Below are 23533 nucleotides of genomic sequence, written 5' to 3' on the forward strand. Positions count from 1 at the left end.
CCCGACCTGGGATGCTCCGGTCCGGACCACCCGGGGTACTGTGCTCGTCCGGGGAAACCCCCCAGCGCCCCCGCACGTGCCACCGGCCCGCTCACCTCGCGGGCTTCCGACCTGCGATTTGCCCAGGAGACTGACGACGATGGCCGACCGGGTCACGGTGATCGGCTACGACGGCTCGGCGCTGACCGCCGCGGCCCGCTCCGCGCTGGGCGCCGCCACGCTCGTGGCCGGTGCGGCGCACCATCTGACGCTGCCCGAAGTGCCGCACGCCGCCGAGCGGATCCGGCTCGGCAGCGTCGACCTCGCCGCCCGCCGCATCGCGTCCCACCGTGGCACCGCGGTCGTCCTCGCCGACGGGGACCCCGGCTTCTTCGGCGTCGTCCGCACCCTGCGCGCGCCCGAGCACGGCCTCGAGGTCGAGGTCGTGCCCGCGGTCTCCTCCGTCGCCTCCGCCTTCGCGCGCGCCGGCATGCCCTGGGACGACGCCCAGATCGTCGTCGCACACAGCCGTGACCTGCGCCGCGCCGTCAACGTCTGCCGCGCCCACCCCAAGGTCGCCGTCCTCACCTCGCCCGGAGCCGGCCCGGCCGAACTCGCCCTGCTGCTCGGCGAGGTGCACCGCACCTTCGTCATCTGCGAGGAACTGGGCACGGACCGCGAGCAGGTGACCGTCCTCACCTCCGACAAGGTCGCCGACCACACCTGGCGCGACCCCAACGTCGTCATCTCCATCGGCGGCTTCCAGACCTCCTCCGCACCCGGCGTCGCGGTCCAGGGCGGAAGCTGGATCGCCGGACGCGATCCCGGCCAGCCGTCCGCCGTCCGCGGCTGGGCGCTCCCGCCCGCGGACTACGGCTTCGGGCCCGGAACCCAGGACGGACCCGGTGAAGGGGAGTCGCCCCAGCTCCGGGCCGCCCAACTCGCCCGTCTCGGGCCCCGCGTGGGAGACCTCGTCTGGGACATCGGCTCGGGCTCCGGCGCCGCCGCCGCCGAGGCCGCGCGGTTCGGCGCGGCGGTCATCGCCGTCGACCGCGACCCGGACGCCTGCGGCCGCACCGCGGCCGTCGCCCGCCGGTACGGCGTCCAGCTCCAACTCGTGCACGGCACCGCACCGGAGGTCCTCGAAGACCTGCCCGAACCCGACGTCGTACGGGTGGGGGGCGGCGGCGTCCCCGTCGTCGCCGCCTGCGCCGCGCGCCGCCCCGAACGCATCGTCGCCCACGCCTCCACCCGTGACGCCGCCGAGGCGATGGGGGCCGCTCTCACCGACGCCGGATACGGCGTGGAATGCGCCCTGGTCCAGTCTGTGGAGTTGGACACGTCGGTCGCCTCCTCCTGGAAGGAACGCGAGCGCGCAGTGGCGTTTCTCCTGTGCGGACACCGGCTTTCGCGGCGCTGACCCGAGCCCGGTTCCACCCCTCGTACACCGCCCTGGACCAGCCTTCCCGACATCGGCCGGTGAACTGCCGCCGACCGGTGGGCGGTAGGCTGGCGCACCGTTGTACCGCCGCGCGGCGTTCGCAGTTTCGTTCGCCAATGTCCGAGACGCACCCCCGTTTTGGGAGTGAGCGGTACGACGGTCGGGGGACGCGCGACGTGCCGCGGGGCGTACACGCTCGTTGTTCTCACGGGGCGGTCGCTGCGTCGCGTCCGGGCGGCCGGACGAGCGGTTGGAAGGAGCACTACCTATGGCGAGGGGTACGCATGACTGACACCGGCCAGGTCCCGGGCGAGGGACTGCCGGAGAACGCAGGCGGACAGCAGGAGACACCGCGGTACGCGGCTCCCGCCACCCCCGCAGGCTCCGGCCTGCCGGAGCAGCCGGGCTCCGTCCCGGCCCCGGGTGCGTACGCCTTCCATGACCCGGCCGAGAACGGAGCGGGGGGCGGCGAGGAGGAGGACGCGCTGCTCATGCCCGGAGCGCAGGGCGCCTGGGGCGACCTGCCGGCCGGTGCGGTACCGCCTCCGACCCACGCCCATCAGGCACATCAGCAGCACCCGCACGGCGTGCCGCAGCCCGCGGACCCGTCCGCCGGGTATCCGCAGGCGGCCGCCCCTCCGCAGGCGCAGCAGTCGCCGTACCACTCCGTCGGGCACCCGCACGCGTATGTGCCGCACCAGGCCCAACAGCCCGCGGAACAGGGCATCTACGAGCCGGGGATACACGGCACGCACGGGGGCGCGTCCCTGGATCCGCGTACGGACACGCACACGGGGACCCAGGCCGGCCCGCACGGAGCGACGCACGACGGGGCACCCGCGGCCCACGACGGAACGCACGCGGGGACGCACGCCGGGACGCACGAGACCGGCGGCCGCGACACCGGGTCCGTCGACTACGGCGCCGTGCGCATGCCGCAGCAGTCCTCGGCGTCCCAGTCCGTCTCCCAGTCGATGACCGCTCCCTCCCACCCGTCACCCGTCTCCGCGACGCCCCCCGCGGGAACACCGACGTCCGGCCGGCGGCCGCTCCACCGCGGGCCCCAGGGGCCCGACACCTCGGGCGGTGTCGTGCGCTCGCTCGCCGACCGCGGTCCCGCGGGCGCGCGCACGCAGGGAGCCGGCCAGGCCATGCCCGTACCCGGCCCTGGTCCCGTACCCGGCCCCGAGTACCTCGACGTACCGCCCGAGGAGTCCGCCGTCGTGCTGTCGGTCGCGGCGTACGCCGACCAGTACGCCGCGTCGCTCCCGGGCCCGCAGCTCGGTGAGATCCCGCCGCAGAGCGCGCACTGGGACATGCAGCCGGTGCAGAACGCGAACACCGGTCGCGCGGACCGTGCGGCTGCTTCCGCCACGGCTTCCGCCGAGGCTCACGCCGCGGCCGGTCATGCCCCGGCGGAATCCGCGGCGTTCGGTCGAGCCGCTTCGGGTCCTGCCGCTTCCGGTCATGAAGGCGCGCGTCCTGCCGCCGCCGCAACCACTGAATCCGTTGCCACCGGCGGCGGTTCAGGCGCCGACGGCACCCCGGGGATCCCGCGGCAAGCCCCCGATGCCACGCAGCACGCCCCGTCGCCCGAGCCGACGGAGGGACACACCCTGGCCGGACCGGACCTGTCGGCCCTCCCCGAGACGTCCGCGGTCCACGGCCAGGAGCCGGTCCCGGACGCCGCACCTGCCCAAGACCCGTCCGCGCACCCGGAGTCGGGCGATGCCCATGGCGCCGCGCCCGAGTCCGAGCAGGTTCAGGGCGCGGGCGAGCAGCCCCCCGTCGTCGCCGGTGAGGACGTGCACCACAGCAGTACGCACGGCCAAGGAGCGGGCACCGCCGACGGATCCCCGGCCACCGCCGACGGATCCCCGGCCACCGGGACGGATGACGCGCCCGCCGAGCCGAACGCCGCGGATGCGGCTGCTGCCGAGTCGGCCGTCATCGAGCCGACCGACGAGGAGTCGTCCGACGGGCGCGCCGCCGCACAGGCGAGCGACCCGCAACCCGCCGCCCCGGCAACCCCGTTGCCCGAAGAACCCCAGCCTGCCTCCGAAGCCACCGCCGCCGAGTCGGCGCAGCCCACGGCGGCCGAGGGAGCGCCGGACGCCGGAGGCGATGCCGCCGCCGACGCCACCGGTCAGGTCGCGGCGCAGCCCGAGGAGCCCGTCGTGGCGCACGCGGCGGACGTCGCCGACGCGCCTGCCGCGGAGCCCGCGCCCGAGCCGTCGCCGGAGGCCGCCGCACAGCCGTGGCCCGAGGCGCCCGTCGACCCCGAAGCGCAGGCCGAACAGTGGGCGGCCGCCGAGCACCAGCAGGTCCAGGAGGCCGAACAGTTGGCCGAGCCCGTAGCCGCCGAGCCCGTTGCCGAAGCCGTCACCGCGGAGGCCGCCGCGGCCGGTGAAGCCGGGGGAGCGGCCGACCAGGACCAGCCCGACGCGGGACGCCGCCCGGTGCTCGCCGACGAGCTGGTCGCGCCCAAGTCCCGTACACCGCAAGCCGCTGCGGAACCGGCTGCCGAGGAGGACGCCACGGGCGCAGCGGAGACACCCGCCGACGCCGAAGCGCCCGCCGCCGCGGATGCCGAAGCCGACACCGGAACACCGATCGCTGCCGAGGCAGAAGCCGAGGCGCCGGACGACCCGCAGGCCGTCGAGCGCGCCCGCGCCGAGGGCTACGGCGACGCCGAACGCGAAGCCGTGCTCCGCGTCATCCGCGAACGCCGCGACATCCGCAACGGCTTCCGCTCCGACCCGGTGCCCCACGACGTCCTGCTGCGCGTCCTCGAAGCCGCTCATACCGCGCCCAGCGTCGGCCACTCCCAGCCCTGGGACTTCGTCGTCATCCGCTCCGCCGAGACCCGGCGCACGATGCACGAACTGGCCATGCGTCAGCGGGAGGCGTACGCCAAGTCCCTCCCGAAGGGCCGCGCGAAACAGTTCAAGCAGCTCAAGATCGAGGCCATCCTCGACACCCCGGTCAACATCGTCGTCACCGCCGACCCCACCCGGGGCGGCCGCCACACCCTCGGCCGGCACACCCAGCCGCAGATGGCGCCGTACTCCTCCGCGCTCGCCGTGGAGAACCTCTGGCTCGCGGCCCGCGCCGAGGGCCTGGGTGTCGGCTGGGTCAGCTTCTTCGACGAGCGCGAGATGGTCCGCGCCCTCGGTCTTCCCGACCACCTCGAAGTCGTCGCGTACCTGTGCGTGGGGTACGTCGACGAATTCCCCGACGAGCCCGAGCTGATGCAGTCCGGCTGGTCCAAGCGCCGTCCGCTGTCCTGGGTCGTCCACGAGGAGACGTACGGCCGCCGTGCCCTCCCCGGCGCGGAACCGCACGACCTGCTGGCCGAAACCCTCCAGGGCATCCGGCCGTTGGACGCCAAGGCGCTGGGGGAGGCGTGGGAGCGCCAGAAGCGGATGACGAAGCCGGCGGGTGCGCTCGGCATGCTGGAGATCATCTCCGCGCAGCTGAGCGGGCTGTCCCGGCAGTGCCCGCCGCCGATCCCGGAGCCCGCAGCCGTCGCGGTCTTCGCCGGTGACCACGGAGTCCACGCCCAAGGCGTGACCCCGTGGCCGCAGGAGGTGACCGCACAGATGGTCGCCAACTTCCTGGGAGGCGGGGCCGTCTGCAACGCCTTCGCCAACCAGGTCGGTGCGGAGGTCTGTGTCGTCGACGTCGGCGTTGCGGGCGAACTTCCCAGTACCCCGGGGCTGTTGCCGCGCAAGGTCCGGCCGGGCACCGGTGACTTCACGACCGGGCCCGCGCTCACCCAGGAAGAGGTGCTGCGGGCGATCGAGGTCGGCATCGAGACGGCCAGGGACCTGGTCGCCGCCGGCAACAAGGCGCTCCTCAGCGGCGAGATGGGCATCGCGAACACGACCGTGTCGGCGGCCCTCATCTCCGTCTACACCGGCCTCGACCCGGCCGAGGTCACCGGCCGCGGCACCGGCATCAACGACGAGACGCACGCCCGCAAGGTCGACGTCGTACGGCGCGCGCTGGAGCTCCACCAGCCCGACCCGGGCGACCCGATCGGGGTACTCACCGCGATCGGCGGCCTGGAGCACGCGGCGATCGTCGGCCTGCTGCTGGGCGCCGCGTCACTCCGTACGCCGGTCATCCTCGACGGCGTCAGCGCCGGCGCGGCCGCGCTGGTCGCGCGGGCGATCGCCCCGGAGGTCCTGGCGGCGTGCATCGCGGGTCACCGCAGCGCGGAGCCGGGGCATGTGGCGGCGCTGACGAAGCTGGGCCTGCGGCCGCTGGTCGACCTCGACCTGCGCCTCGGTGAGGGAACGGGCGCGCTGCTGGCGCTCCCGCTGGTGCAGAGCGCGGCACGGGCGATGCACGAGGTGGCGACGTTCGATTCGGCGGGCGTCACCGAAAAGGCGTAGCCCTCGCCGGGCGGGCCGCTCCGCGCTCGGGGGTTTCGCCCCCGGGGCGCGGGGCGGCTTTTGTGTGGGTGCGGGGTGGGGCGGGCTCTCTCCCGGCGGCATGATGTACGAACTGGCGCCACTATCAGTCCCGCCCGCGGCCCGGTCCCCTCGGCGGCCCGCTGGTCCTTTCCGACACCTTCAACTGCTCGGTCCGGCCTTTTGGTTGGCACCGGCCGCTGCCGCCTCTGGGCTGCTCTCGGAGGATCGCGACTCCTGTGGACCGGATCTTGGGGATCGATCGGGGTGGTCGCGGGCGGCGGGGAAGGGGTGGGGTGGGATGGTCCCGGCAAGGGGCGTAGAGCGTGATTTGTGGGCCGGCTGACGGCCGGGCCGCAGACGGAATCGAGAGGGGTGCCGGCCCGTAAATCATGCAGCCCCGGAGGGACTGTCCCGCACCGCCCCTGACCCACCCACCGGACAGAGCGCACCCACCCACCGGACAGAGCGCACCCACCCCCACCGGCCGTAGGATCCGACCCGCCGAGGCCGCCCGGACGCCCGAGGCCGCCTCACCGTAGGGTGGGCCGCGAGGGCCGACCCTGGTCGGCCTGCCGCTCCAGTGCCGCAGCGGCCACGTTCCCGCCTCTCCGCACGGAGGACTCGCACCAGCCATGACCGAGAACGCCGCCGGCGCCCCGACGCCGTACCCCGCCTACCCCGTCGGACTGCGGCTCGCAGGACGACGGGTCGTCGTGCTCGGCGCCGGAGTGGTGGCCCAGCGGCGGCTCCCCGGGCTGCTCGCCTCGGGTGCGGACGTTCTGCTGATCTCGCCCTCGGCGACCCCCTCGGTCGAAGCCATGGCCGACGCCGGTGAACTGCGCTGGGAGCGTCGCCGCTACCGCGAGGGCGACCTCGCCGACGCCTGGTACGCACTGATCACCACCGACGACGACGAGGCGAACGCCGCTGCCTCCGCCGAGGCCGAGGCCCGCCGCGTGTGGTGCGTGCGCAGCGACGACGCCGAGGCGGCGACCGCCTGGACCCCGGCCACCGGCCGCAGCGAGGGTGTCACGGTCGCGGTCCTGACGGGCCAGGACCCGAAGCGTTCGGCGGCCGTGCGGGACGCGGTCGTCGAGGGCTTGCGCGACGGCACGCTCGCCGCTCCCCACCACCGTTCCCGCACCTCCGGCGTGGCGCTCGTCGGCGGTGGCCCGGGCGACCCGGACCTGATCACCGTGCGCGGCCGCAGGCTCCTCGCGGAGGCCGACGTCGTGATCGCCGACCGCCTCGGCCCGCGCGATCTGCTGGACGAACTCCCGCCGCACGTCGAGGTGATCGACGCGGCCAAGATCCCGTACGGCCGTTTCATGGCGCAGGAAGCCATCAACAACGCCCTGATCGAGCACGCGAAGGCGGGCAAGGCGGTCGTCCGTCTCAAGGGAGGGGACCCGTTCGTCTTCGGCCGGGGCATGGAGGAGGCCGAGGCGCTCGCCGAGGCGGGTGTTCCATGCACCGTCGTCCCCGGGATCTCCAGCTCGATCAGCGTGCCCGCCGCGGCGGGCATCCCCGTCACGCACCGGGGTGTCGCGCATGAGTTCACGGTCGTCAGCGGCCATGTCGCGCCGGACGACGAGCGGTCGCTCGTCGACTGGGAGGCGCTCGCCCGGCTGCGCGGCACGCTGGTGCTGCTGATGGCCGTGGAGCGGATCGGCGCCATCGCCGAGGCGCTCGTCGCGTACGGGCGTGGTGCGGACACGCCGGTCGCCGTGGTGCAGGAAGGCACGACGGCCGCCCAGCGCCGGGTCGACGCGACGCTCGCGACCGTGGCGGAGCGCGTACGGGTCGAGGGCGTACGGCCGCCCGCGGTCGTCGTCATCGGAGAGGTCGTCGCCGTCGGTTCGCGTAACCCCCGGTAACTTCAGCACGTACGGCGCCGTTGGCACCGCAACCAGGACAAGGCAGTATCACCCTGTGGCAGAACTCATCACGGTCGACGATCCCGACGACCCCCGCCTCGGCGACTACACGGGCCTGACGGACGTCGAGCTGCGCCGCAAGAGGGAGCCCGCGGAAGGGCTGTTCATCGCCGAGGGCGAAAAGGTGATCCGCCGTGCCCGGCACGCCGGGTACGAGATGCGGTCGATGCTGCTGTCGTCCAAGTGGGTCGACGTGATGCGCGACGTCATCGACGAGGTGCCCGCCCCCGTCTACGCGGTGAGCCCCGACCTCGCGGAGCGCGTGACCGGCTACCACGTGCATCGCGGCGCCCTCGCCTCCATGCAGCGCAAGCCGCTGCCGACCGCGGCCGAACTCCTCACCTCCGCGCGGCGGGTGGTCATCATGGAGGCGGTCAACGACCACACCAACATCGGCGCGATCTTCCGCAGCGCCGCGGCCCTCGGCATGGACGCGGTGCTGCTCTCGCCGGACTGTGCCGACCCGCTCTACCGGCGGTCGGTGAAGGTCTCCATGGGGGCCGTCTTCTCCGTCCCGTACGCACGGCTGGAGACCTGGCCGCGCGGGCTGGAGTCGGTGCGCGAAGCCGGGTTCAGGCTGCTCGCCCTGACGCCCGACGAGAAGGGCACCGCCATCGACGCGGCCGCCCCGCATCGGCTGGAGCGGGTCGCGCTGATGCTCGGCGCTGAAGGGGAGGGGCTGTCGACGCAGGCGCTGATGGCGGCGGACGAGTGGGTCCGTATCCCGATGTCGCACGGCGTGGACTCGCTCAACGTGGGCGCCGCGGCGGCGGTCGCCTTCTACGCCCTGGCGAGCGGCCACCCGGAGGCGTGAGCCCGCCGTCGGCCGGAGGGTGAGCCCCCCATCGGTGACAGGCCCGCACCGTCAGTCGTCCGGTGACCTCGTCCCTCAGCCGACCTGACCCGCCGCGGCGGCCGGACCGGGGTCCGGCGGCAGGTCGGACCGTTGCGCCTGCGATCCGTACCGGGCCTTGAGGTCAGGGTTCAGGCCGAGCCCCCGGGCCGGTCCCTCGCAGCCCTGAGCCGCGGCGATGCCCAGTGCCACCAGCAGCGTGACCGTGACGAACACGATCAGCCGCTGACGCAGCAGCCGCCGGTTGACCCGGGGGCGCCGGCCGGGAGGCGGCCCGGGGCGCGTGTGCGTCCGAGGGCCGGGGCGCGTGCCGCCCCGTGTCCCGCCCCGAGCCACCGGAGTGCGCGTGCCCGGGCGGGGCGGCGTACGCGGCGTGGAGGCCCGCGGCGACTGGGCTCGCGAGGAGGGCGTGGGCGTCGCCTGCCGCCGCTCCGTGCGCTGCCGCGCGTACTCCTCGGCCGGCCGCCCGGCCGGCCGCGCCTCCTGACGGGGGGCGGGCGGGCGGCTCTCCGGCAGACCGTGCGCCTCGCGCGCCGCGATCTCCTTGAGCCGCATCGAGAGCTGCAGGGTGGTCGGGCGGTCCGCCGGGTCCTTGGCCAGGCACGCCTGGATGAGCGGCGCGAGGGAGTCCGGGACGCCGTGCAGGTGCGGCTCCTCGTGCACCACGCGGTAGAGCATGACCTCCGAACTGCCCTGCCCGAAGGGGGAGTCCGAGGTCGCGCAGTAGGCGAGTGTGGCGCCCAGCGCGAAGACGTCGGTCGCCGGGGTCACGGCGGCGCCGCGCACCTGCTCAGGGGCGAGGAAACCGGGGGAGCCCACGGCCGTGCCCACGTGGGTCAGCGTGCTGGCGCCGGTCGCCCAGGCGATGCCGAAGTCGATGATCCGGGGGCCCTTGGGGGAGAGGAGGATGTTCGACGGCTTGAGGTCACGGTGCACGACACCCGCGTCGTGCACGGCGACCAGGCCCTCGGACAGGGCCGCGCCGATCGACGCCGTTCGGGCCGCGGAGAGCGGGCCCTCCTCGGTCACCTTGTCGTGCAGGGAAGGCCCGGGTACGTACTGCGTGGCGAACCACGGGCGGTCCGCGTCCAGGTCGGCGGCCACCAGCCGGGCCGTGCAGCCGCCGCGGATCCGCCGCGCCGCCGAGACCTCGCGGGCGAACCGCGACCGGAACTCCTGATCCTCCGCCAGATCGGGCCGGATCACCTTCAGCGCCACCCGCTGGCCGCGCCGGTCCGAGCCGAGGTAGACCACGCCCATACCGCCGGCACCGAGTCGCCTGTGAAGCCTGAACGAGCCGACGACACGCGGGTCCTCGCGCCGGAGCCGCATCATCGCCATGTCCATCCCTGATCGCCGGTCCGCCTGACGTGCCACAGCTTACGGATTGCCGACCCGGTGTGCTCATAGGCGCCGCATGCGTCGACCGACGGATTGTCAGGGTCCGGCGGGATCCCGGGAGTAGGGAACGGGAGGGCCGCTGATCGGGGGTACTCGCCCCGGCGCGAGATCTCAACGGTCCGTCACGTAAGGGGGATTGATCAGATGTGGGGTGACCGGGCGGAGGCCGTGGTTGACGCCGGGGACACGACAAGGGCGTACGGGACGGTCGCCTCGCGGTCGGTCTCACCGGGAAGTGCGGGGGAGTGGTGGAGTGAGCGAAGTCACGCCTCTCGCCGAGGCACCGTCAGGGGAGGTGACCGCAGGTCCGGTCGTGCGCCACCCCTGCCCGGAACGGCCGACGGGGCCGTCCTGTGAGGGATGACCCGCAGGTTTGGAAGCGGATCTCCACCCAGAGGAGTATCCGCTTCCGCCCGGCGTCATCCTCCTGGAGAACGGCCAATCGGTACGGAGGCATGACGACCGGGGGCCCCGGCGTCCGTAATGTTGAGGTCAAGCGGCGGGCGGCCACTCGTCCCCCGAGGTCAGACGCCCGCCGCTCCGGAATCGGTACGTGAACCGGTGAACGCACCGGCGCGTGGGCGAGGGGAAGGGAGCGGGGGCCATGGCGGACACAGCAGGACGCACGGCTTTCGTGTCGCAGGGGCGCAAAGCAGTGGCCTCGTTCGGCATCCGCCCCTCGGGCACGCGCCACCCACTGGTCGCCGCCGCGATGGTGCTGCCCCTGGCAGCCGTGCTCGCGGTGGTCTTCGGCGGCTGGGAAGCCGTCGTCACACAAGCGTCGTCCGTGGTCGGAATGCTGGGGCGCTGAGCGGCGCCTCGGGCCCGGGAAGAGCGGCCCGGGCCGGGGACAACCGGCCATCAACCCCGTGGGGACGGGGGTGCGGCGGACGGCACGAATGCCCGGACAGCTGGGGAGCTGTCCGGGCATCGCGCTGTTCTCTCGCCGAGTGGGCCGCTCCGCGCTCGGGGGTTTCGCCCCCGGGGCGCGGGGGGCTTTTGTGTGGGTGCCGGGTGCCGGGTGCGGGGTAGGGCGGGCCCTCTCCCGGCGGCATGATGTACGGGCCGGCGCCGCTTTCGATTCCGTCTGCGGCCCGGTGTTCGGCCTGCCCACACATCACGCTTTAGTGTCTGGAGAGCACCCGCCCCACCCCGCCCCCTCCCTTCGGTGGCCCGCTAACCGCATCCACGACTTTCAACTACCGGGCCTGGCCTGTTGGTTGGCACCGGCCGCTGCCCGCATCCGGGCTGCTCTCGGAGGATCGCCGCCCCTGCGGACCGGATCTTGGAGATGGACTCGGGGTGGTCGCGGGCGGCGGGGAAGGGGTGGGGTGGGATGGTCCCGGCAAGGGGCGTAGAGCGTGATTTGTGGGCCGGCTGACGGCCGGGCCGCAGACGGAATCGAGAGGGGCGCCGGCCCGTAAATCATGCAGCCCCGGAGGGACTGTCCCGCACCGCCCCTGACCCACCCACCGGACAGAGCGCACCCACCCCCCCACCGGCCGTAGGATCCGACCCCGGAGGAGAGCGGGACAGGGGAAGAGCGGGACAGGGGGAGCCATGCACCAGACACCGATCGCCGAGGAACTGCAGCAATGGGCCACACGGGCCCCCGTCACACAGGCCTCCGCCACACACGCGCCCACCGGCACTCCCGAACCCGCGGCCAAGATCCCGCACCCGCGTCCCACCCCGGAGCCGGTCGTCCTCGCCGACCGCCCCGACGGCACCGTCATACGGATCGGGGACGTCGTCTCCAAGGCGCACGCCCCCGGCACGGACCCCGCCGCGCTCGCCGCACGGCTCCACGTCGCCGCCCACCCACGGCTCCGCGGCGTGCTGCTCCCACCGTTGCCCGTCGCGGGCGACGGCGGACTGCTCGGCCGACTCCACGACGGACGTCCGGCCAGCCTCTGGCCCATGGGTCGTCCCGTCGCCCCGGACGACCCGGCCGCGGCCCCGTGGGAGGAGGCGGCAACCCTCCTCGCGCGGCTGCACTCCACCCCGCCCGCCGAACTCGCCCTGCCCGGCCCCGTACCGCCCACCCGCGGAACCGCAGGGCCCATCGGCGGACCCGTACCGGCCATCGACCGAACCGCAGCGCCCATCGGCGGACCCCTACCGCCGATGGGCGGACCCGCCAAGGTCGCCCGGGCCGTGGCCCGGCTGGCGGAGGCGGCCCCGGTGAGCCCCGCCGCTCGCGACGCCGTCCGGCGCGCCTGGCGCGGCCTGCCGCCCTGGGCCCGCGACGAGGCGCCTCACGCCACCGACACCGCACCCCGCGGGGGCGGCACCACCCCCGGAGCCACCCCCGTCGGAAGCCGTGGCCTCTGCCACGGCGACTGGCATCTGGGCCAGCTCGTCCGGCATCCCGCCCCCGATGGCCCCTGGCTGCTGATCGACGTCGACGATCTCGGCATCGGCGACCCCGCGTGGGACCTGGCCCGTCCCGCCGCCTGGTTCGCGGTCGGGTTTCTCGCGCCCGAGGTCTGGCAGCGCTTCCTGGACGCCTACCGCCGCGCCGGGGGACCGGCCGTGCGGCCGGAGGGCGACCCCTGGCCCCAACTGGACGTCCCGGCCCGCGCGTTGACCGTCCAGACGGCCGCGCTCGCCCTCGCCAGGGCCGCCGCCGAGGGCCGCGCCCCTGACGAGGACGAGGAGGCGCTGGTCGACGGCTGTGTCCGGATCGCGGAACTGGGATCCGGAGACATGTCGTCTTGCGTCAGTACGTAGCGTGAAGCATGTGCTGCCGGGCAGAATTTCCCGGCAGTTCGACGTCCGACGGCGAGGAGCTGAGCCGAGCATGCAGTGTCCCAAGTGTCATGCGCCGATGCATACGTACAACCGCAACGGCGTGCAGATCGAGCAGTGCAGCGGGTGCCGGGGGATCTTCCTCGACTACGGGGAGCTGGAGTCGCTGACCCGGCTCGAGTCGCAGTGGTCGCAGCAGGCGCCGCCCGCCCCGCCCGCCCCGCAGGCCTACCCGGCGGCTCCCGCTTGGGGCGCCCCTCACCACGGGCAGCACGGTCATGGCCACCACGGCCACCGTCAACGGGGCTTCGGACGGATGCTCTTCTCGTCCTGAGGGGCCGTTCTTCCTGAGGGGGCTGCGTCTCTCCCTGAAGAGGGCTGAACGCACAAGCCGGGGCCGGAGCTTCAACGCTCCGGCCCCGGCCTTCGTGTGGACGATACTGGGATTGAACCAGTGACCTCTTCCGTGTCAGGGAAGCGCTCTCCCGCTGAGCTAATCGTCCGCGGTACTGCTCTGCACTCGGTACTGCTCTCTGCGCCGCACTGCCGTACTACGGACCGTAGTACGGCAGTTGGTGCGTGCGCGATACTGGGATTGAACCAGTGACCTCTTCCGTGTCAGGGAAGCGCTCTCCCGCTGAGCTAATCGCGCCGGGGCCCCCGGCCTGCTGCCGGGGCGAGGTCCTTGCGATCCCTGCCCTCCGTGGAGGGAAGGTCCTGCGGACCAGTGGACGATACTGGGATTGAACCAGTGACCTCTTCCGTGTCAGGGAAGCGCTCTCCCGCTGAGCTAATCGTCCGTGGAGGTGGAGACGGGATTTGAACCCGTGTAGACGGCTTTGCAGGCCGTTGCCTCGCCTCTCGGCCACTCCACCACTGTGAGGGTTCGGGTGATCCCCCACGCCGAGCGGACGACGAGATTCGAACTCGCGACCCTCACCTTGGCAAGGTGATGCTCTACCAACTGAGCCACGTCCGCAGGTGCCTCCCCCGGAGTTCGTCCGGGAGGTGCTCCGAGCCCCCGGGGCGCATCCGCGTCCCGGCGACGTGTTGAACTTTAGCGGATTCCTGGGCCAGCTCAAATTCCGTTTGCCCAGCGTGCTGCGCTCGGCTCGCCGCACCTGTGCCCCTCGGCTCCCGGACATCCGCGCTCAGGACCTCCCGGGGTCCGCACACGGCACCCTGGTGGCATCCCGTTCGACGTCCCGCGCGACCGGCCCGGGATGCCGTCCCGCCGGCGCCGCGCGCAGGTCCCGTCCGCGCGGGGCCGGCGGTGCCCCGCCCAGGCCGCGCGCCGCGCCACCCTAGACTCACAGCCGTGCACGACCTCCCACCTCTCGCCCGCTTCGGGGATCTTGTCGCCGCTGACCTGCGCGATGTCACCAGCGACCCCGCAGCGCTGGACTCGACGGGCTTCTGGGCGGTGGTCGCGGACTTCGAGGGGCAGCTGGTCTGCGCGCGCTTCGGGGACGTACGGCGCGAGCCCGTGCCCGCGGCCGTACCGGGGGCGTGGGCCGCCCCCGCCCCCGGCGACTGGTCGTCCTCGCTCGACCGCGCCGCGTACACGGCCGGTGTGCGGCGGATTCGCGAGCACATCGCCGCGGGCGAGGTCTATCAGGCGAACCTCTGCCGTGTGCTGTCCGCTCCGCTGCCCGACCCCGCGGCGGCGGACGTCGACGCGCTCACCGCGCTCCTCGCGCGCGGGAACCCGGCCCCGTACGCGGGTACGGTCCGACTGCCCGCGCACGGCGTGGAGGTGGCCACCGCCTCGCCCGAGCTGTATCTGCGGAGGGCGGGGCGGGTCGTGGAGTCGGGCCCGATCAAGGGCACGGGGCGCACCCCGGCGGACCTGCTGGACAAGGACCGCGCGGAGAACGTGATGATCGTGGACCTGGTCCGCAACGACCTGGGCCGCGTCTGCGCCACCGGCTCGGTCACGGTCCCGGCGCTCTGCGCCGTCGAGCGGCACCCGGGTCTGGTGCACCTGGTCTCCACCGTGCGCGGTGAGCTGGACGAGGGCGCGGGCTGGGCCGAGTTGCTTGCCAAAACGTTTCCCCCCGGCTCGGTCACCGGCGCTCCCAAGTCCAGCGCCCTGCGCATCATCGACGCGCTCGAACCCGTTCCCCGCGGCCCCTACTGCGGCGGCATCGGCTGGGTCGACGCGGATCGCGGTACGGGCGAGCTGGCCGTCGGGATCCGGACCTTCTGGATCGACCGCACGGAGCCCGGTGGCCCCGTCCTGTGCTTCGGCACCGGTGCCGGGATCACCTGGGGCTCGGATCCGGAGCGCGAGTGGGAGGAGACAGAACTGAAGGCTTCACGGCTGCTCGCGGTAGCGTCGGGAACGTACGAGGAGTCCGGGAGGACACGACGATGAGGATCTGGCTCGACGGGAGCATCCGGGACGTCGAGACGGCCCGTGTGTCCGTGCTCGATCACGGGCTGACGGTCGGCGACGGCGTCTTCGAAACGGTCAAGGCGGTCGGAGGGCGGGCCTTCGCCCTGACCCGGCACCTCCAGCGGCTCGCGCGCTCCGCCCGCGGGCTCGGGCTGCCGGAACCCGACCTGGACGAGGTGCGGCGGGGCTGCGAGGAGGTGCTCGTGGCCGAACCGGTTCCCCTGGCCCGGCTGCGCATCACATACACCGGCGGGGTCTCGCCGCTGGGCTCGGACCGGGGCACCGCCCCGGCCACGCTGGTCGTCGCCCTGGACGCCACGAAGCCCAGGCCCGACAGCACGGCCGTCGTGACCGTGCCCTGGACCCGTAACGAGAACGGTGCCCTGGCCGGCCTGAAGACCACCTCCTACGGCGAGAACGTCGTCGCGCTCGCCCGGGCGCGGGAGCACGGGGCCACCGAGGCACTCATGGCCAACAACGCCGGTCTGCTCTGCGAGGGCACCGGCGCCAATGTGTTCGTGGTCGTCGACGGTGAACTCCTCACCCCGACGCTCGCCTCCGGCTGCCTCGCCGGCATCACCCGCGCGCTGGTCGTCGACTGGGCCGGCGCGAAGGAGACGGACCTGCCGTTCGACGTCCTGCGGCGGGCGGACGAGGTGTTCGTGACGTCCAGCCTCCGCGACGTCCAGGCCGTGCACCGCCTCGACGACCGCGAGCTGCCCGGTGCGCACGGGCCGGTCACCGCCAAGGCGATGCGGATCTTCTACGAGCGGTCGGCCGAGGACTTCGACCCGCGCTGAGCGGTGTGCGCGGGCGAGCCCCGGTAGGCCTGTGCGCTGTCAAAACGGGTGACGGCAGGACCTGGCGCGGGGTAGAACACCTCTGATGACCACGACCCTGCGGCCCACGGGGCCGGACCGGCACGGCGCGGACGGGATGCGGTCCCGTGACTACGAGGTCTGCGTCAACGGCCGTCGCGTCGGCACGACCGGGCTCTCCACGGACGGCAGATTCGGTCCGGCGGTGGGCCGGATCGTGGATCTGCGGATCGAGGTGCCCGACCGGCGGCGCGGCCGCGCCACCGTCGCCGCGCTCGCCGCGGAGGAGGTCCTGCGCGGCTGGGGCTGCCGCCGCGTGGAGGCCACGATCCCGGAGTCCGCGGAGGTGGCGCTGCGCCTGGCCGCCGCGCTCGGATACATCGAGCGCAACCGGAACATGGTCAAGCGCGTGCCCGACCGGCCGTCCCCGCTACCCGACGGCAGCGCCGTACGCCCCATGACGGCAGGGGAGTTCGGGGTCTGGAGCGCCAACGCCCGGCGCACGTACGCGCAGAGCTGGATCGACCGGGGCATGGCCGAGGAGGAGGCGCGGGCCAAGGCCGAAGCCGATCACGCGGCCCTGCTGCCGGACGGGATCGACACCGCCGCGGCCCTGCTGCGCGTCCTGTCCCACGGCGGGGAGGACGTCGGCACCCTCTGGGTCTCGCTCGCGGACACCCTGCCCGGCGACATGGACGGCTTCGTCTTCGAGGTCGAGGTCGCCGAGCGGCACCGGGGGAACGGCCACGGGCGGTCGCTGATGCTCGCCGCCGAGCAGGAGTGCCGGGTAGCGGGCGCCGACCGGCTGGGCCTGAACGTCTTCGCGGGCAACACCCCGGCACTGCGGCTGTACGCGTCGCTGGGCTACGCGACGACCCGGCGCCACCTCTGGAAGTCCCTGATCTGAGCGTCGCGGTCCGCCGCGGATCCGGCCCGGCGGCGGGGGATCAGCGGCCCAGGAGCCGGTCCGCGATCTCCACGATCCGTGACCGCAGCCCCTCCTGGCTCTTCCCGCCGTCGAAGCGCTCCCCGTCGATCATGTACGTGGGGGTGCCCGTCACCCCGATCGCCTTCCCCTCCGCCTGGTCGGCGTCCACGATCAGCATGTGGCGTCCGTCGATCAGCGCGGTGTCCATCTCCTCGGCGTCCAGGCCCAGTTGGCCCGCCACCTCCACGAGCAGCGGCTCGCCGCGTGCCGCGAGCTCCTCCGTACGCGCGAGCACCGCCTCGACGTACGCCCATCCCTGCCCCTGCGCCGCTGCCTCCTCCGCGGCCTGGGCCGCCGCATAGGCGTGCCGGTGCTTCTCCAGGGGGAAGTGGCGCAGACGCAGCTCGAGCGCGTCGCCGTAGCGCTCGCGCAGGGCGTGCAGGTCGTCCAGGGCGGCGCGGCAGTCCGGGCACTGCAGTTCGCACCAGATGTCGAGGACGACGGGACCGTTCGGGGTGGCGTTGCTCATGGCGGACAGTCTCGCAGGAGGCGGTGACGGCGCCGGACCGGGACCTGGGAAGGACCGTGTCCCGGAGATGTCCCTGAAGGGGCCCGCGGGGCATGGCCGCTGTCGGCGCCGCGGTGCAGGATGGAGGGCGGAACACCACGACGGGGATGGGAGTGCTTGCGCCATGCTGACCACGACCGTATGCGTGGCGCTGTCCGCCGCGGGTCTCGCGATCGCGATCCTCACGGCGTACCGGCGTCGCTACGCGCGCGCGACGCGGATCGCCGCCTTCGCGCTGGTCCCGGTGGGGCTGGCCATGGCGGGCCTGGCCCAGCTGGGCGGGAAGGTGGGGCGGGCCGTCGGGGACTGGGCCGCCGACCTGGTGTTCAAGCCGACGGTGTGGGCGGGCTTCGCCGTTCTCGCCGTCTCCGTGGTGCTCTTCATGATCGCCAGGGTCGCGGGGCGGCGCACGGGGCGCGGCGCGCCTCAGGGCACGGAGGGACGGCCCGGGGTTGAGCCGGCGGCGTCGGCTCCCGCGGTGGGGCCCGGACGCAAGGCGGCACAGCCCGCGCCGAAGGCGAAGAAGGGGCGGTCCGACGGCCTCGACGATTTCGAGGACATCGAGGCGATCCTGAAGAAGCACGGGATCTGACAGGAACTGTCAGATCAGGACGAAGTCCCCTGAAAATTGCGCGTGTTGAGCATGGGCGGGCTCGCCGCTGCGCCATCATCGGCGGGAGATGAACGACGACCTCGCCACCCCGGGCGCCGACCCGTCCCTGTCCCACGGAACAGCCCATCTGTCCCACGGCACAGGAGAATCCGGCGCCGAGCCGCGCGGCTGCCTGTTCGCGCTGTCCCAGCCCCCGCTGATGCTCTTCCTCGCGGTGATCGGTGCCCTGCTGCTGTTCACCGCGCTCTACGACCTGTACCCGTGGTGACGCGGGCCGTGTCCGCCGCACCGGCGGCCCGCCGGATCAGTCCGCGGCCTCGCGGCGCCGCGCCCGGTAGGCGGCCACGTGCAGACGGTTGCCGCAGGTCCGGCTGTCGCAGTAGCGCCGCGAGCGGTTCCGGGAGAGGTCCACGAAGGCCCGCCGGCAGTCCGGGGCCTCGCAGCGCCGCAGACGCTCCTGCTCGCCCGCGACGACGAGGAAGGCCAGAGCCATGCCCCCGTCGGCCGCCAGATGGTCGGCGAGGGACGCGCCGGGCGCGAAGTAGTGCACGTGCCAGTCGTAGCCGTCGTGGTCCGTCAGGCGGGGCGTGGTGCCCGCCCCGGCGACCATCTTGTTGAGCAGCTCCGCGGCCTCCCGGGTGTCCTCGGAGGCGAAGACCTCGGCGAAGAGGCCGCGCACCGCCCGTACGGCCTCCAGATCGTGATCACCGAGCCGTCCGACGTCGCTGATGGTGTGGCGCTCGACGAAGCCCCGCAGGGCCGCGACGTCGGGGAGCGCGTCGGGCTCCTCGCCCTCGGGGACCGTGTTCACGAGATCGACGACCGATTCGAGCGCGCACCGGGTGTCGTGGTTGATCAGCACGGTTCGCTCCCTGGCCGGTGGTCGGCTTCGCTGCCGGTTCCGCGCGTGTGTGCGGCTCCGGATGGTGGCCGACTCTAGCGCCCGCAACGCAGCGGCGCCTTCGTCGCGGGTGCGATCCGCGGCGAAGACGCCGGTGGCTGGCTGCTGTGTGCGGTGTTCCGGGCTCGCGCCGTCTCCCCGAGTCGGACGGCTACGGGCTGTGAGCGGTTCGGGGCGGTTGGTCCCTGCGGTGCCTCTCCGGTGTTCCCCGGCTCAGCTTTCGGCCAGGATGTGGGAGAGCTCGGTATCGAGGTCGAAGTGGCGGTGCTCGGTGCCGGGCGGGACGGCGGCGTCCGTCCGCTTGAGGAACGATTCCAGCGCCCGCGCCGGGGCCTCGAGCAGCGCCTCACCTTCCGGGGAGCTCAGGGCGATGCAGACCACGCCCTGGCCATGGCTGCGGGACGGCCAGACCCGGACATCTCCGGTGCCGGTCGGCCGGTGCAGTCCCTCGGCGAGGAGGTCGCGGGCGAACACCCACTCGACGGTCTCCTCGGCTCCGGTGTGAAAGGTGGCGTGCACGGCGTAAGGATCGGCCGTGTCATACCGCAGACCCGCTGGGACGGGCAGGGAGGATTCGCTCGACACAACGAGGCGCAGGTGCAGCTCGCAGCTGACCGTGGTGTTCATAAGCGCCAAGGCCTTTCGCTCAGTGTGCGCTCGGGGATTCGCACGTCGGCGAAATCGACATGCCACCTACGGTGTCGTTGTAAACCCCTCTGCCCGTTTTGAGGTTGTTCAGGTACCCCGAATGGCGGAGTTCCTGATCATCCTCGGCGCCCATTCCGGTGACGCTTCTCCGTCGGGTACGTTGGGTCGTATGAATGCGGAGAGTGACGAGCGGCAGGAGGCTGCCGGAGTGGCGGCCACCGGCCCGACGGGGGACGGTATGACGGGTGATGCCATGACGGGGACCGGTGCGACGGCTGTCGGCGGACAGCTCGGGTCGAAGGCTCCGCAGTTCATCAAGGCATCCAAGCCGCTGCATCTGAGCTGGCAGGTGGGCGTTTTCCTGGTCGGTCTCGCCGTCGTGGCGGGTGGCGTGATCATGCTGCCGCTCCCCGGCCCCGGCTGGCTGGTGATCTTCGCGGGCATGGCGATCTGGGCGACCGAGTTCGTCTGGGCCCAGCTCGTGCTGCGCTGGACGAAACGGAAAGTGACCGAAGCCGCTCACAGGGCGCTCGATCCGAGGGTGCGGCGGCGCAACATCATCCTGACCGCGATCGGCCTGGCGATCATCGCCGGCGGTGTCGCGGTGTACATCGCCAACTACGGCCTGATGATGCCGTGGCATGTCGCCCGCTGACGCGCAGATGGTCATGGGCACCCTCTGACATGGGGTAATCTGTGCCCTGCGCCCGGGCGATTAGCTCAGCGGGAGAGCGCTTCGTTCACACCGAAGAGGTCACTGGTTCGAACCCAGTATCGCCCACACCGGCCGAGGGCCGGAGGCTTCGAGCCTCCGGCCCTCGGTGTTTTCCGGATCCGGCGGGCCGGAACCTGTTCCCGGAATTACCGCATTCGGCCCAGCGCATCGCGGATTTTCCGCGCGTCACGCAGCCGGTGCTCGTACGTCGCCCCGGTGCCCAGCAGGAGCAGGCCCGCGAGCGCCGGCGGGAGCCAGCGGGGGAGGGCGTCCACGACCTGCACGATGTACGGGGCCAGCTCGTGGAGGGCCACCAGCGCCAGGACCGTGCCGCCGAGCAGCAGAGGCGCCCGGAGCCGCCGGTGGGCGCCGTGGAGCGTCACGGCCAGCGCGCCCAGTCCGAGCAGCAGAGGCCGCATCCAGTGCGTGTCGTCCCAGGCCGCCATGAGGCTCGGCAGCAGCGTCGCGCCCAGGCCCGGGCCGTACGCCGCCCAGGAGGACACCGACGGGTCCTGGCGGTGCCTGCGGACGCCGACGAACAGCGCGGCGGCGCTCACCGGCATGGTGTACGCCTCGGGAGCCGCCACGTCCCACCCCGCGAGCCTGGCCCAGGACGCGAGGACGAACAGCGCTGCCGCGGCGTGGCCCGCGGCCCGGCGGTCCGGGCGCAGGGCCGTGCCCGACACGACGACACCGGCGAGTGCCAGGACCGAGGCGAGGGTGGGGAGGTCCCGCGCGGCCAGGCCGGTCGCGAGGAGCAGTGCGGCGTAGCCGGTGCACTCGACGGCGAGGCCGGCGGGCAGGGCCCGCAGCCGGGCCGCGACGAAGGCGGCGGACGCGGCGACGGCGAGGACGGCGAACGCGGTCCGCCGCGGCGGGAGATCCACGGCGGCACACACGGCGACGGTGAGGGCCACGGTGCAGGCGGTCGCGACGGCCGCCGTGACCCGTTGCCGTACGGAGCGGCCGGCGGCCGAGGCTGCCGCGTGGACGACGAGGAGACCGCCGAGGGTGCCGAGGGTCACCGACTGCTCCGCCAGGCTCCAGAAGGCGGCCATCAGCGTCATGACGACGGCGCACAGCAGTGCGGCGAGCGAGGCCGCGTCCTTCCCCGCCCCGTGGGACGGGTCGGGGGGCGAGGAGGCGGGCCGGGGGCCGGAGGCGACCGGTTCGTCCGCGGCGGACGGTGACGCACTGCCCTCCCTGAATGCGGCGGCATCCGTCACGTCGGCGTCCGCCGCGACGTGGTGCGCGGAGGCCAGCGTCACCGAGGCCACGAGCAGCACTCCGGCCTGTGCCACCAGCAGGGCCACGGCGACCGGATGCGGGAGGTCGAGGGCGACCGGCAGGACGGCGCCGACGGCACACCAGGTGACGACCGCCGCGACCACGGCCGCGGTGCGCCCGGCCGGCGCCCGCCGGTGGAGCGCCATGGCCGTGATGGCGACGACCGCCAGGACGGCCGGCACGGCGCCCGTGCCCGGCCAGCCCAGGGCGACACCCGAGGTGGCGTCGGAGGCGAGCGCGTCCCGCGCCCCGGAGGGCGCGCCGGACCAGACCGCACCGCTCCACGTCACCGGCGCCAGGACGGCCACCGCGACGGACGGCAGGGTCCAGAGCGCCGCGCCCGCGTACACGAGGCCCGCTGCCGCCGACAGCCCGGAGGCCACCGCCGTCCGCGCGGCCAGGAACCGGGTGGCGGCCAGCACGCCGGCGCCGCACAGCACGTAGCCGAGGACCGACCACGACGCGGGCAGGGCGGTCCGCAGCAGTCCGCCGACCGCGGTGACAAGGGCCAGCCCGCCCGCTGCCGCGGGCCAGGCACGCGCGACGGCGCCGAGCGCGGAGACGAGAGGGTCGGTGGCCCAGCCGCCGGTGGTGGCACCGGCCGGTGTCCGGTCCTCGGGCGCCGTTACCGGTGCGTCGACGTCGTCGGTGGAGGGCCTGCCCGTACGGGGCCACGCGGCCGTCACGCCGAGCGCGGCCGCGACGAGCAGCAACCCCGCGGCCTGTGCCGTCCGGAGCGGATCGGTCGTCGTCACCGACACCCCCGCCGCGATCACCGCCCCGAGGACGCCCGTGACGGAGGCCGAGACGGACGCGGTCAGCCGTACGGCACGTCGTGCGGCTCGCTCGCGGAGGGGGAGGACGAGTGCGAGGTCGGCCGTCGCCGTCGCGAGAAGCGCCGAGGCGAAGCCCAGAGGACCGGCCCCGGCCGCCACCGCCGTGAGGAACAGCGGCAGTTGTGCCATGACTACGGCGACGGGCAGCGGCAGCAGGAGCCCCCGCGTCCCGGCGAGCGTGTCCGGACCGGAGCCGTCACCGGCCCCCGCGAACGGCGGCCGTCGCAGCCACAGGCCGTACCCGCCCCAGATCGCGGCCACAGCGGCGGTCGCGAGCGCCGCGTAGCCCGCGGGATCGGTGTCCGCCAGTGCCACCTGGTGCAGGGCGTACGCGTCGAGAAGCAGGAGGACCAGTCCGATGCCCGCCACGGCTTCCGCGGTGGACCGCAGCGCACGGCGCAGCAGGAGGGCGGGCGTTCCCATGGCGCCCAGCGTGAGCGCGCCGAGCACGGCGGCGCGGCCACCGATGCCCATGTGTCCCCAGCTCACGACCGTGAAGGCGGTCACGGCGACGGCCAGGAGCACGCCGCCGAGGGCGAGGAGCACGTTCTGGACGGTCGGCGGCCGGGTCTCCCGCCTCGACGTCGGTCCGGCGCCGGGGCTCCGCGGCGCGGACCAGGGGCCGGGCGGCGGCCCCCAGGAGGGCGGGGGAGCGGCACCGGGGCCGTACTGCCGTAGCTGGTCGAGCAGTTGGGCCCTGCGCGTGAGCAACCAGGCGCGATGCGACTCCACCCGGGCCAGCGTGAGTTCGAGCTGGTGGAGCTCGGCGGCGGGCGGCAGAGCCGGGGGCACGTTGTTCATGCCCCGGAGTGTGGTGGCCGCCACACGGCCCGGGCATGGGTACGCGTACTCAGATCCGTTGAGTACGGGGTGCCCTGCGCGACTGGTGGCCCCGGGCCCGGTCGCGGAGCCCGTCGCCCGTTCCCCGTCCGGTCCGTCCCGTCCGGCCGGTCCGCCTGTCACGCCCTTGAGACCGGTGCCGTGGGGCGGCTGCCCCCGGCCTCCGCGGACCGCGCCACGGCCCCCGGATGTCGTTTG

18 protein-coding genes and 6 tRNA genes are annotated in these 23533 nt (G+C 73.8%); 14 read left to right on the forward strand and 10 right to left on the reverse strand.

Annotation, left to right across the window (positions count from 1 at the left end):
- The first annotated feature begins 139 nt into the window (after window positions 1–139).
- The 4 genes from cbiE to ABZ822_RS12455 all read left to right on the forward strand — a co-directional run bounded on the left by cbiE (window position 140) and on the right by ABZ822_RS12455 (window position 8592).
- Window positions 140–1399 (forward strand): precorrin-6y C5,15-methyltransferase (decarboxylating) subunit CbiE, encoded by a 1260-nt coding sequence (gene cbiE, locus ABZ822_RS12440; RefSeq protein ID WP_360851121.1) that lies wholly within the window; start codon window positions 140–142, stop codon window positions 1397–1399.
- A 305-nt stretch (window positions 1400–1704) separates the two neighbouring features.
- The gene (cobT, locus tag ABZ822_RS12445; protein ID WP_360851123.1) at window positions 1705–5820 is read left to right on the forward strand and encodes a nicotinate-nucleotide--dimethylbenzimidazole phosphoribosyltransferase; all 4116 of its coding nucleotides are present in this window, start codon (window positions 1705–1707) and stop codon (window positions 5818–5820) included.
- A gap of 653 nt (window positions 5821–6473) precedes the next feature.
- Window positions 6474–7718: a uroporphyrinogen-III C-methyltransferase gene (gene cobA / locus ABZ822_RS12450; RefSeq protein WP_360851126.1), complete on the forward strand. Its 1245-nt coding sequence runs from the start codon at window positions 6474–6476 to the stop codon at window positions 7716–7718.
- Between the two features lie 55 nt (window positions 7719–7773).
- The gene (locus ABZ822_RS12455) at window positions 7774–8592 is read left to right on the forward strand and encodes an RNA methyltransferase (protein ID WP_360851129.1); all 819 of its coding nucleotides are present in this window, start codon (window positions 7774–7776) and stop codon (window positions 8590–8592) included.
- A gap of 75 nt (window positions 8593–8667) precedes the next feature.
- Here ABZ822_RS12455 and ABZ822_RS12460 read toward each other — a convergent pair whose 3' ends face one another.
- On the reverse strand, window positions 8668–9972 hold the full coding sequence (locus tag ABZ822_RS12460) for a protein kinase (protein ID WP_360851132.1): 1305 nt from the start codon (window positions 9970–9972) through the stop codon (window positions 8668–8670).
- Between the two features lie 664 nt (window positions 9973–10636).
- Here ABZ822_RS12460 and ABZ822_RS12465 point away from each other — a divergent pair.
- The 3 genes from ABZ822_RS12465 (at window position 10637) to ABZ822_RS12475 (ending at window position 13117) form a co-directional block, all read left to right on the forward strand.
- Entirely contained in the window at window positions 10637–10843 is a 207-nt protein-coding gene (locus ABZ822_RS12465; protein WP_360851135.1) for a hypothetical protein, read from the forward strand.
- 749 nt (window positions 10844–11592) lie between these two features.
- Complete coding sequence (locus ABZ822_RS12470) at window positions 11593–12765, forward strand: phosphotransferase (protein WP_360851138.1); 1173 nt, start codon at window positions 11593–11595, stop codon at window positions 12763–12765.
- 70 nt (window positions 12766–12835) lie between these two features.
- Window positions 12836–13117: a zf-TFIIB domain-containing protein gene (locus ABZ822_RS12475; RefSeq protein ID WP_360851141.1), complete on the forward strand. Its 282-nt coding sequence runs from the start codon at window positions 12836–12838 to the stop codon at window positions 13115–13117.
- A 97-nt stretch (window positions 13118–13214) separates the two neighbouring features.
- Here the strand turns inward: ABZ822_RS12475 and ABZ822_RS12480 are convergent.
- From ABZ822_RS12480 to ABZ822_RS12500, 5 genes are all read right to left on the reverse strand, one after another.
- A tRNA-Val gene (locus ABZ822_RS12480) sits at window positions 13215–13286 on the reverse strand.
- 77 nt (window positions 13287–13363) lie between these two features.
- Window positions 13364–13435 (reverse strand) — tRNA-Val (locus tag ABZ822_RS12485).
- Window positions 13436–13511: 76 nt separating this feature from the next.
- Window positions 13512–13583: transfer RNA gene (locus tag ABZ822_RS12490), tRNA-Val, on the reverse strand.
- Window position 13584: 1 nt separating this feature from the next.
- Window positions 13585–13658 (reverse strand) — tRNA-Cys (locus ABZ822_RS12495).
- Window positions 13659–13689: 31 nt separating this feature from the next.
- Window positions 13690–13762, reverse strand: a tRNA-Gly gene (locus tag ABZ822_RS12500).
- 339 nt (window positions 13763–14101) lie between these two features.
- On the opposite strand from ABZ822_RS12500, the gene ABZ822_RS12505 reads away from it, so the two are divergent.
- The 3 genes from ABZ822_RS12505 to ABZ822_RS12515 all read left to right on the forward strand — a co-directional run bounded on the left by ABZ822_RS12505 (window position 14102) and on the right by ABZ822_RS12515 (window position 16906).
- Window positions 14102–15160 carry a chorismate-binding protein gene (locus ABZ822_RS12505; RefSeq protein ID WP_360851144.1) on the forward strand — a complete coding sequence of 353 codons (1059 nt, stop codon included), beginning with the start codon at window positions 14102–14104 and terminating at the stop codon, window positions 15158–15160.
- The gene (locus ABZ822_RS12510; RefSeq protein ID WP_360851147.1) at window positions 15157–15981 is read left to right on the forward strand and encodes an aminodeoxychorismate lyase; all 825 of its coding nucleotides are present in this window, start codon (window positions 15157–15159) and stop codon (window positions 15979–15981) included. Before ABZ822_RS12505 ends, ABZ822_RS12510 begins: the two co-directional genes overlap by 4 nt.
- A gap of 85 nt (window positions 15982–16066) precedes the next feature.
- The gene (locus ABZ822_RS12515; protein WP_360851150.1) at window positions 16067–16906 is read left to right on the forward strand and encodes a GNAT family N-acetyltransferase; all 840 of its coding nucleotides are present in this window, start codon (window positions 16067–16069) and stop codon (window positions 16904–16906) included.
- Window positions 16907–16946: 40 nt separating this feature from the next.
- On the opposite strand, the gene ABZ822_RS12520 is transcribed toward ABZ822_RS12515, so the two are convergent.
- The gene (locus ABZ822_RS12520) at window positions 16947–17456 is read right to left on the reverse strand and encodes a DsbA family protein (protein WP_360851153.1); all 510 of its coding nucleotides are present in this window, start codon (window positions 17454–17456) and stop codon (window positions 16947–16949) included.
- 163 nt (window positions 17457–17619) lie between these two features.
- Between ABZ822_RS12520 and ABZ822_RS12525 the strand changes: the two genes are divergently transcribed.
- Both ABZ822_RS12525 and ABZ822_RS12530 read left to right on the forward strand, forming a co-directional pair.
- The gene (locus ABZ822_RS12525) at window positions 17620–18087 is read left to right on the forward strand and encodes a hypothetical protein (RefSeq protein ID WP_360851156.1); all 468 of its coding nucleotides are present in this window, start codon (window positions 17620–17622) and stop codon (window positions 18085–18087) included.
- A gap of 88 nt (window positions 18088–18175) precedes the next feature.
- Complete coding sequence (locus ABZ822_RS12530) at window positions 18176–18376, forward strand: hypothetical protein (RefSeq protein WP_360851159.1); 201 nt, start codon at window positions 18176–18178, stop codon at window positions 18374–18376.
- Window positions 18377–18412: 36 nt separating this feature from the next.
- Here the strand turns inward: ABZ822_RS12530 and ABZ822_RS12535 are convergent, their stop codons facing one another.
- Both ABZ822_RS12535 and ABZ822_RS12540 read right to left on the reverse strand, forming a co-directional pair.
- On the reverse strand, window positions 18413–18970 hold the full coding sequence (locus ABZ822_RS12535; RefSeq protein ID WP_360851162.1) for a CGNR zinc finger domain-containing protein: 558 nt from the start codon (window positions 18968–18970) through the stop codon (window positions 18413–18415).
- 252 nt (window positions 18971–19222) lie between these two features.
- Window positions 19223–19636, reverse strand: a complete 414-nt coding sequence (locus ABZ822_RS12540) for an SsgA family sporulation/cell division regulator (protein ID WP_003959770.1) — start codon at window positions 19634–19636, stop codon at window positions 19223–19225.
- A gap of 190 nt (window positions 19637–19826) precedes the next feature.
- Between ABZ822_RS12540 and ABZ822_RS12545 the strand changes: the two genes are divergently transcribed.
- Window positions 19827–20312 (forward strand): TIGR02611 family protein, encoded by a 486-nt coding sequence (locus ABZ822_RS12545; protein ID WP_360851474.1) that lies wholly within the window; start codon window positions 19827–19829, stop codon window positions 20310–20312.
- Between the two features lie 54 nt (window positions 20313–20366).
- Window positions 20367–20438 (forward strand) — tRNA-Val (locus ABZ822_RS12550).
- 80 nt (window positions 20439–20518) lie between these two features.
- Here the strand turns inward: ABZ822_RS12550 and ABZ822_RS12555 are convergent.
- On the reverse strand, window positions 20519–23296 hold the full coding sequence (locus tag ABZ822_RS12555) for a hypothetical protein (protein ID WP_360851165.1): 2778 nt from the start codon (window positions 23294–23296) through the stop codon (window positions 20519–20521).
- Window positions 23297–23533 lie beyond the last annotated feature (237 nt).

Origin of the sequence: Streptomyces sp. NPDC047108 (assembly GCF_040643575.1) — a bacterium.
Taxonomy (GTDB): domain Bacteria; phylum Actinomycetota; class Actinomycetes; order Streptomycetales; family Streptomycetaceae; genus Streptomyces.

Bases quoted from the DNA above. Each gene is read 5' to 3' on its own strand.
- ABZ822_RS12465 (WP_360851135.1), top strand. From the start codon at position 10,637: ATGGCGGACACAGCAGGACGCACGGCTTTCGTGTCGCAGGGGCGCAAA.
- ABZ822_RS12510 (WP_360851147.1), top strand. From the start codon at position 15,157: ATGAGGATCTGGCTCGACGGGAGCATCCGGGACGTCGAGACGGCCCGT.
- ABZ822_RS12475 (WP_360851141.1), top strand. From the start codon at position 12,836: ATGCAGTGTCCCAAGTGTCATGCGCCGATGCATACGTACAACCGCAAC.
- ABZ822_RS12540 (WP_003959770.1), bottom strand. From the start codon at position 19,636: ATGAACACCACGGTCAGCTGCGAGCTGCACCTGCGCCTCGTTGTGTCG.
- ABZ822_RS12515 (WP_360851150.1), top strand. From the start codon at position 16,067: ATGACCACGACCCTGCGGCCCACGGGGCCGGACCGGCACGGCGCGGAC.
- ABZ822_RS12530 (WP_360851159.1), top strand. From the start codon at position 18,176: ATGAACGACGACCTCGCCACCCCGGGCGCCGACCCGTCCCTGTCCCAC.
- cobA (WP_360851126.1), top strand. From the start codon at position 6,474: ATGACCGAGAACGCCGCCGGCGCCCCGACGCCGTACCCCGCCTACCCC.
- cobT (WP_360851123.1), top strand. From the start codon at position 1,705: ATGACTGACACCGGCCAGGTCCCGGGCGAGGGACTGCCGGAGAACGCA.
- ABZ822_RS12555 (WP_360851165.1), bottom strand. From the start codon at position 23,296: ATGAACAACGTGCCCCCGGCTCTGCCGCCCGCCGCCGAGCTCCACCAG.
- ABZ822_RS12470 (WP_360851138.1), top strand. From the start codon at position 11,593: ATGCACCAGACACCGATCGCCGAGGAACTGCAGCAATGGGCCACACGG.
- ABZ822_RS12525 (WP_360851156.1), top strand. From the start codon at position 17,620: ATGCTGACCACGACCGTATGCGTGGCGCTGTCCGCCGCGGGTCTCGCG.
- cbiE (WP_360851121.1), top strand. From the start codon at position 140: ATGGCCGACCGGGTCACGGTGATCGGCTACGACGGCTCGGCGCTGACC.
- ABZ822_RS12520 (WP_360851153.1), bottom strand. From the start codon at position 17,456: ATGAGCAACGCCACCCCGAACGGTCCCGTCGTCCTCGACATCTGGTGC.
- ABZ822_RS12545 (WP_360851474.1), top strand. From the start codon at position 19,827: ATGAATGCGGAGAGTGACGAGCGGCAGGAGGCTGCCGGAGTGGCGGCC.
- ABZ822_RS12460 (WP_360851132.1), bottom strand. From the start codon at position 9,972: ATGGCGATGATGCGGCTCCGGCGCGAGGACCCGCGTGTCGTCGGCTCG.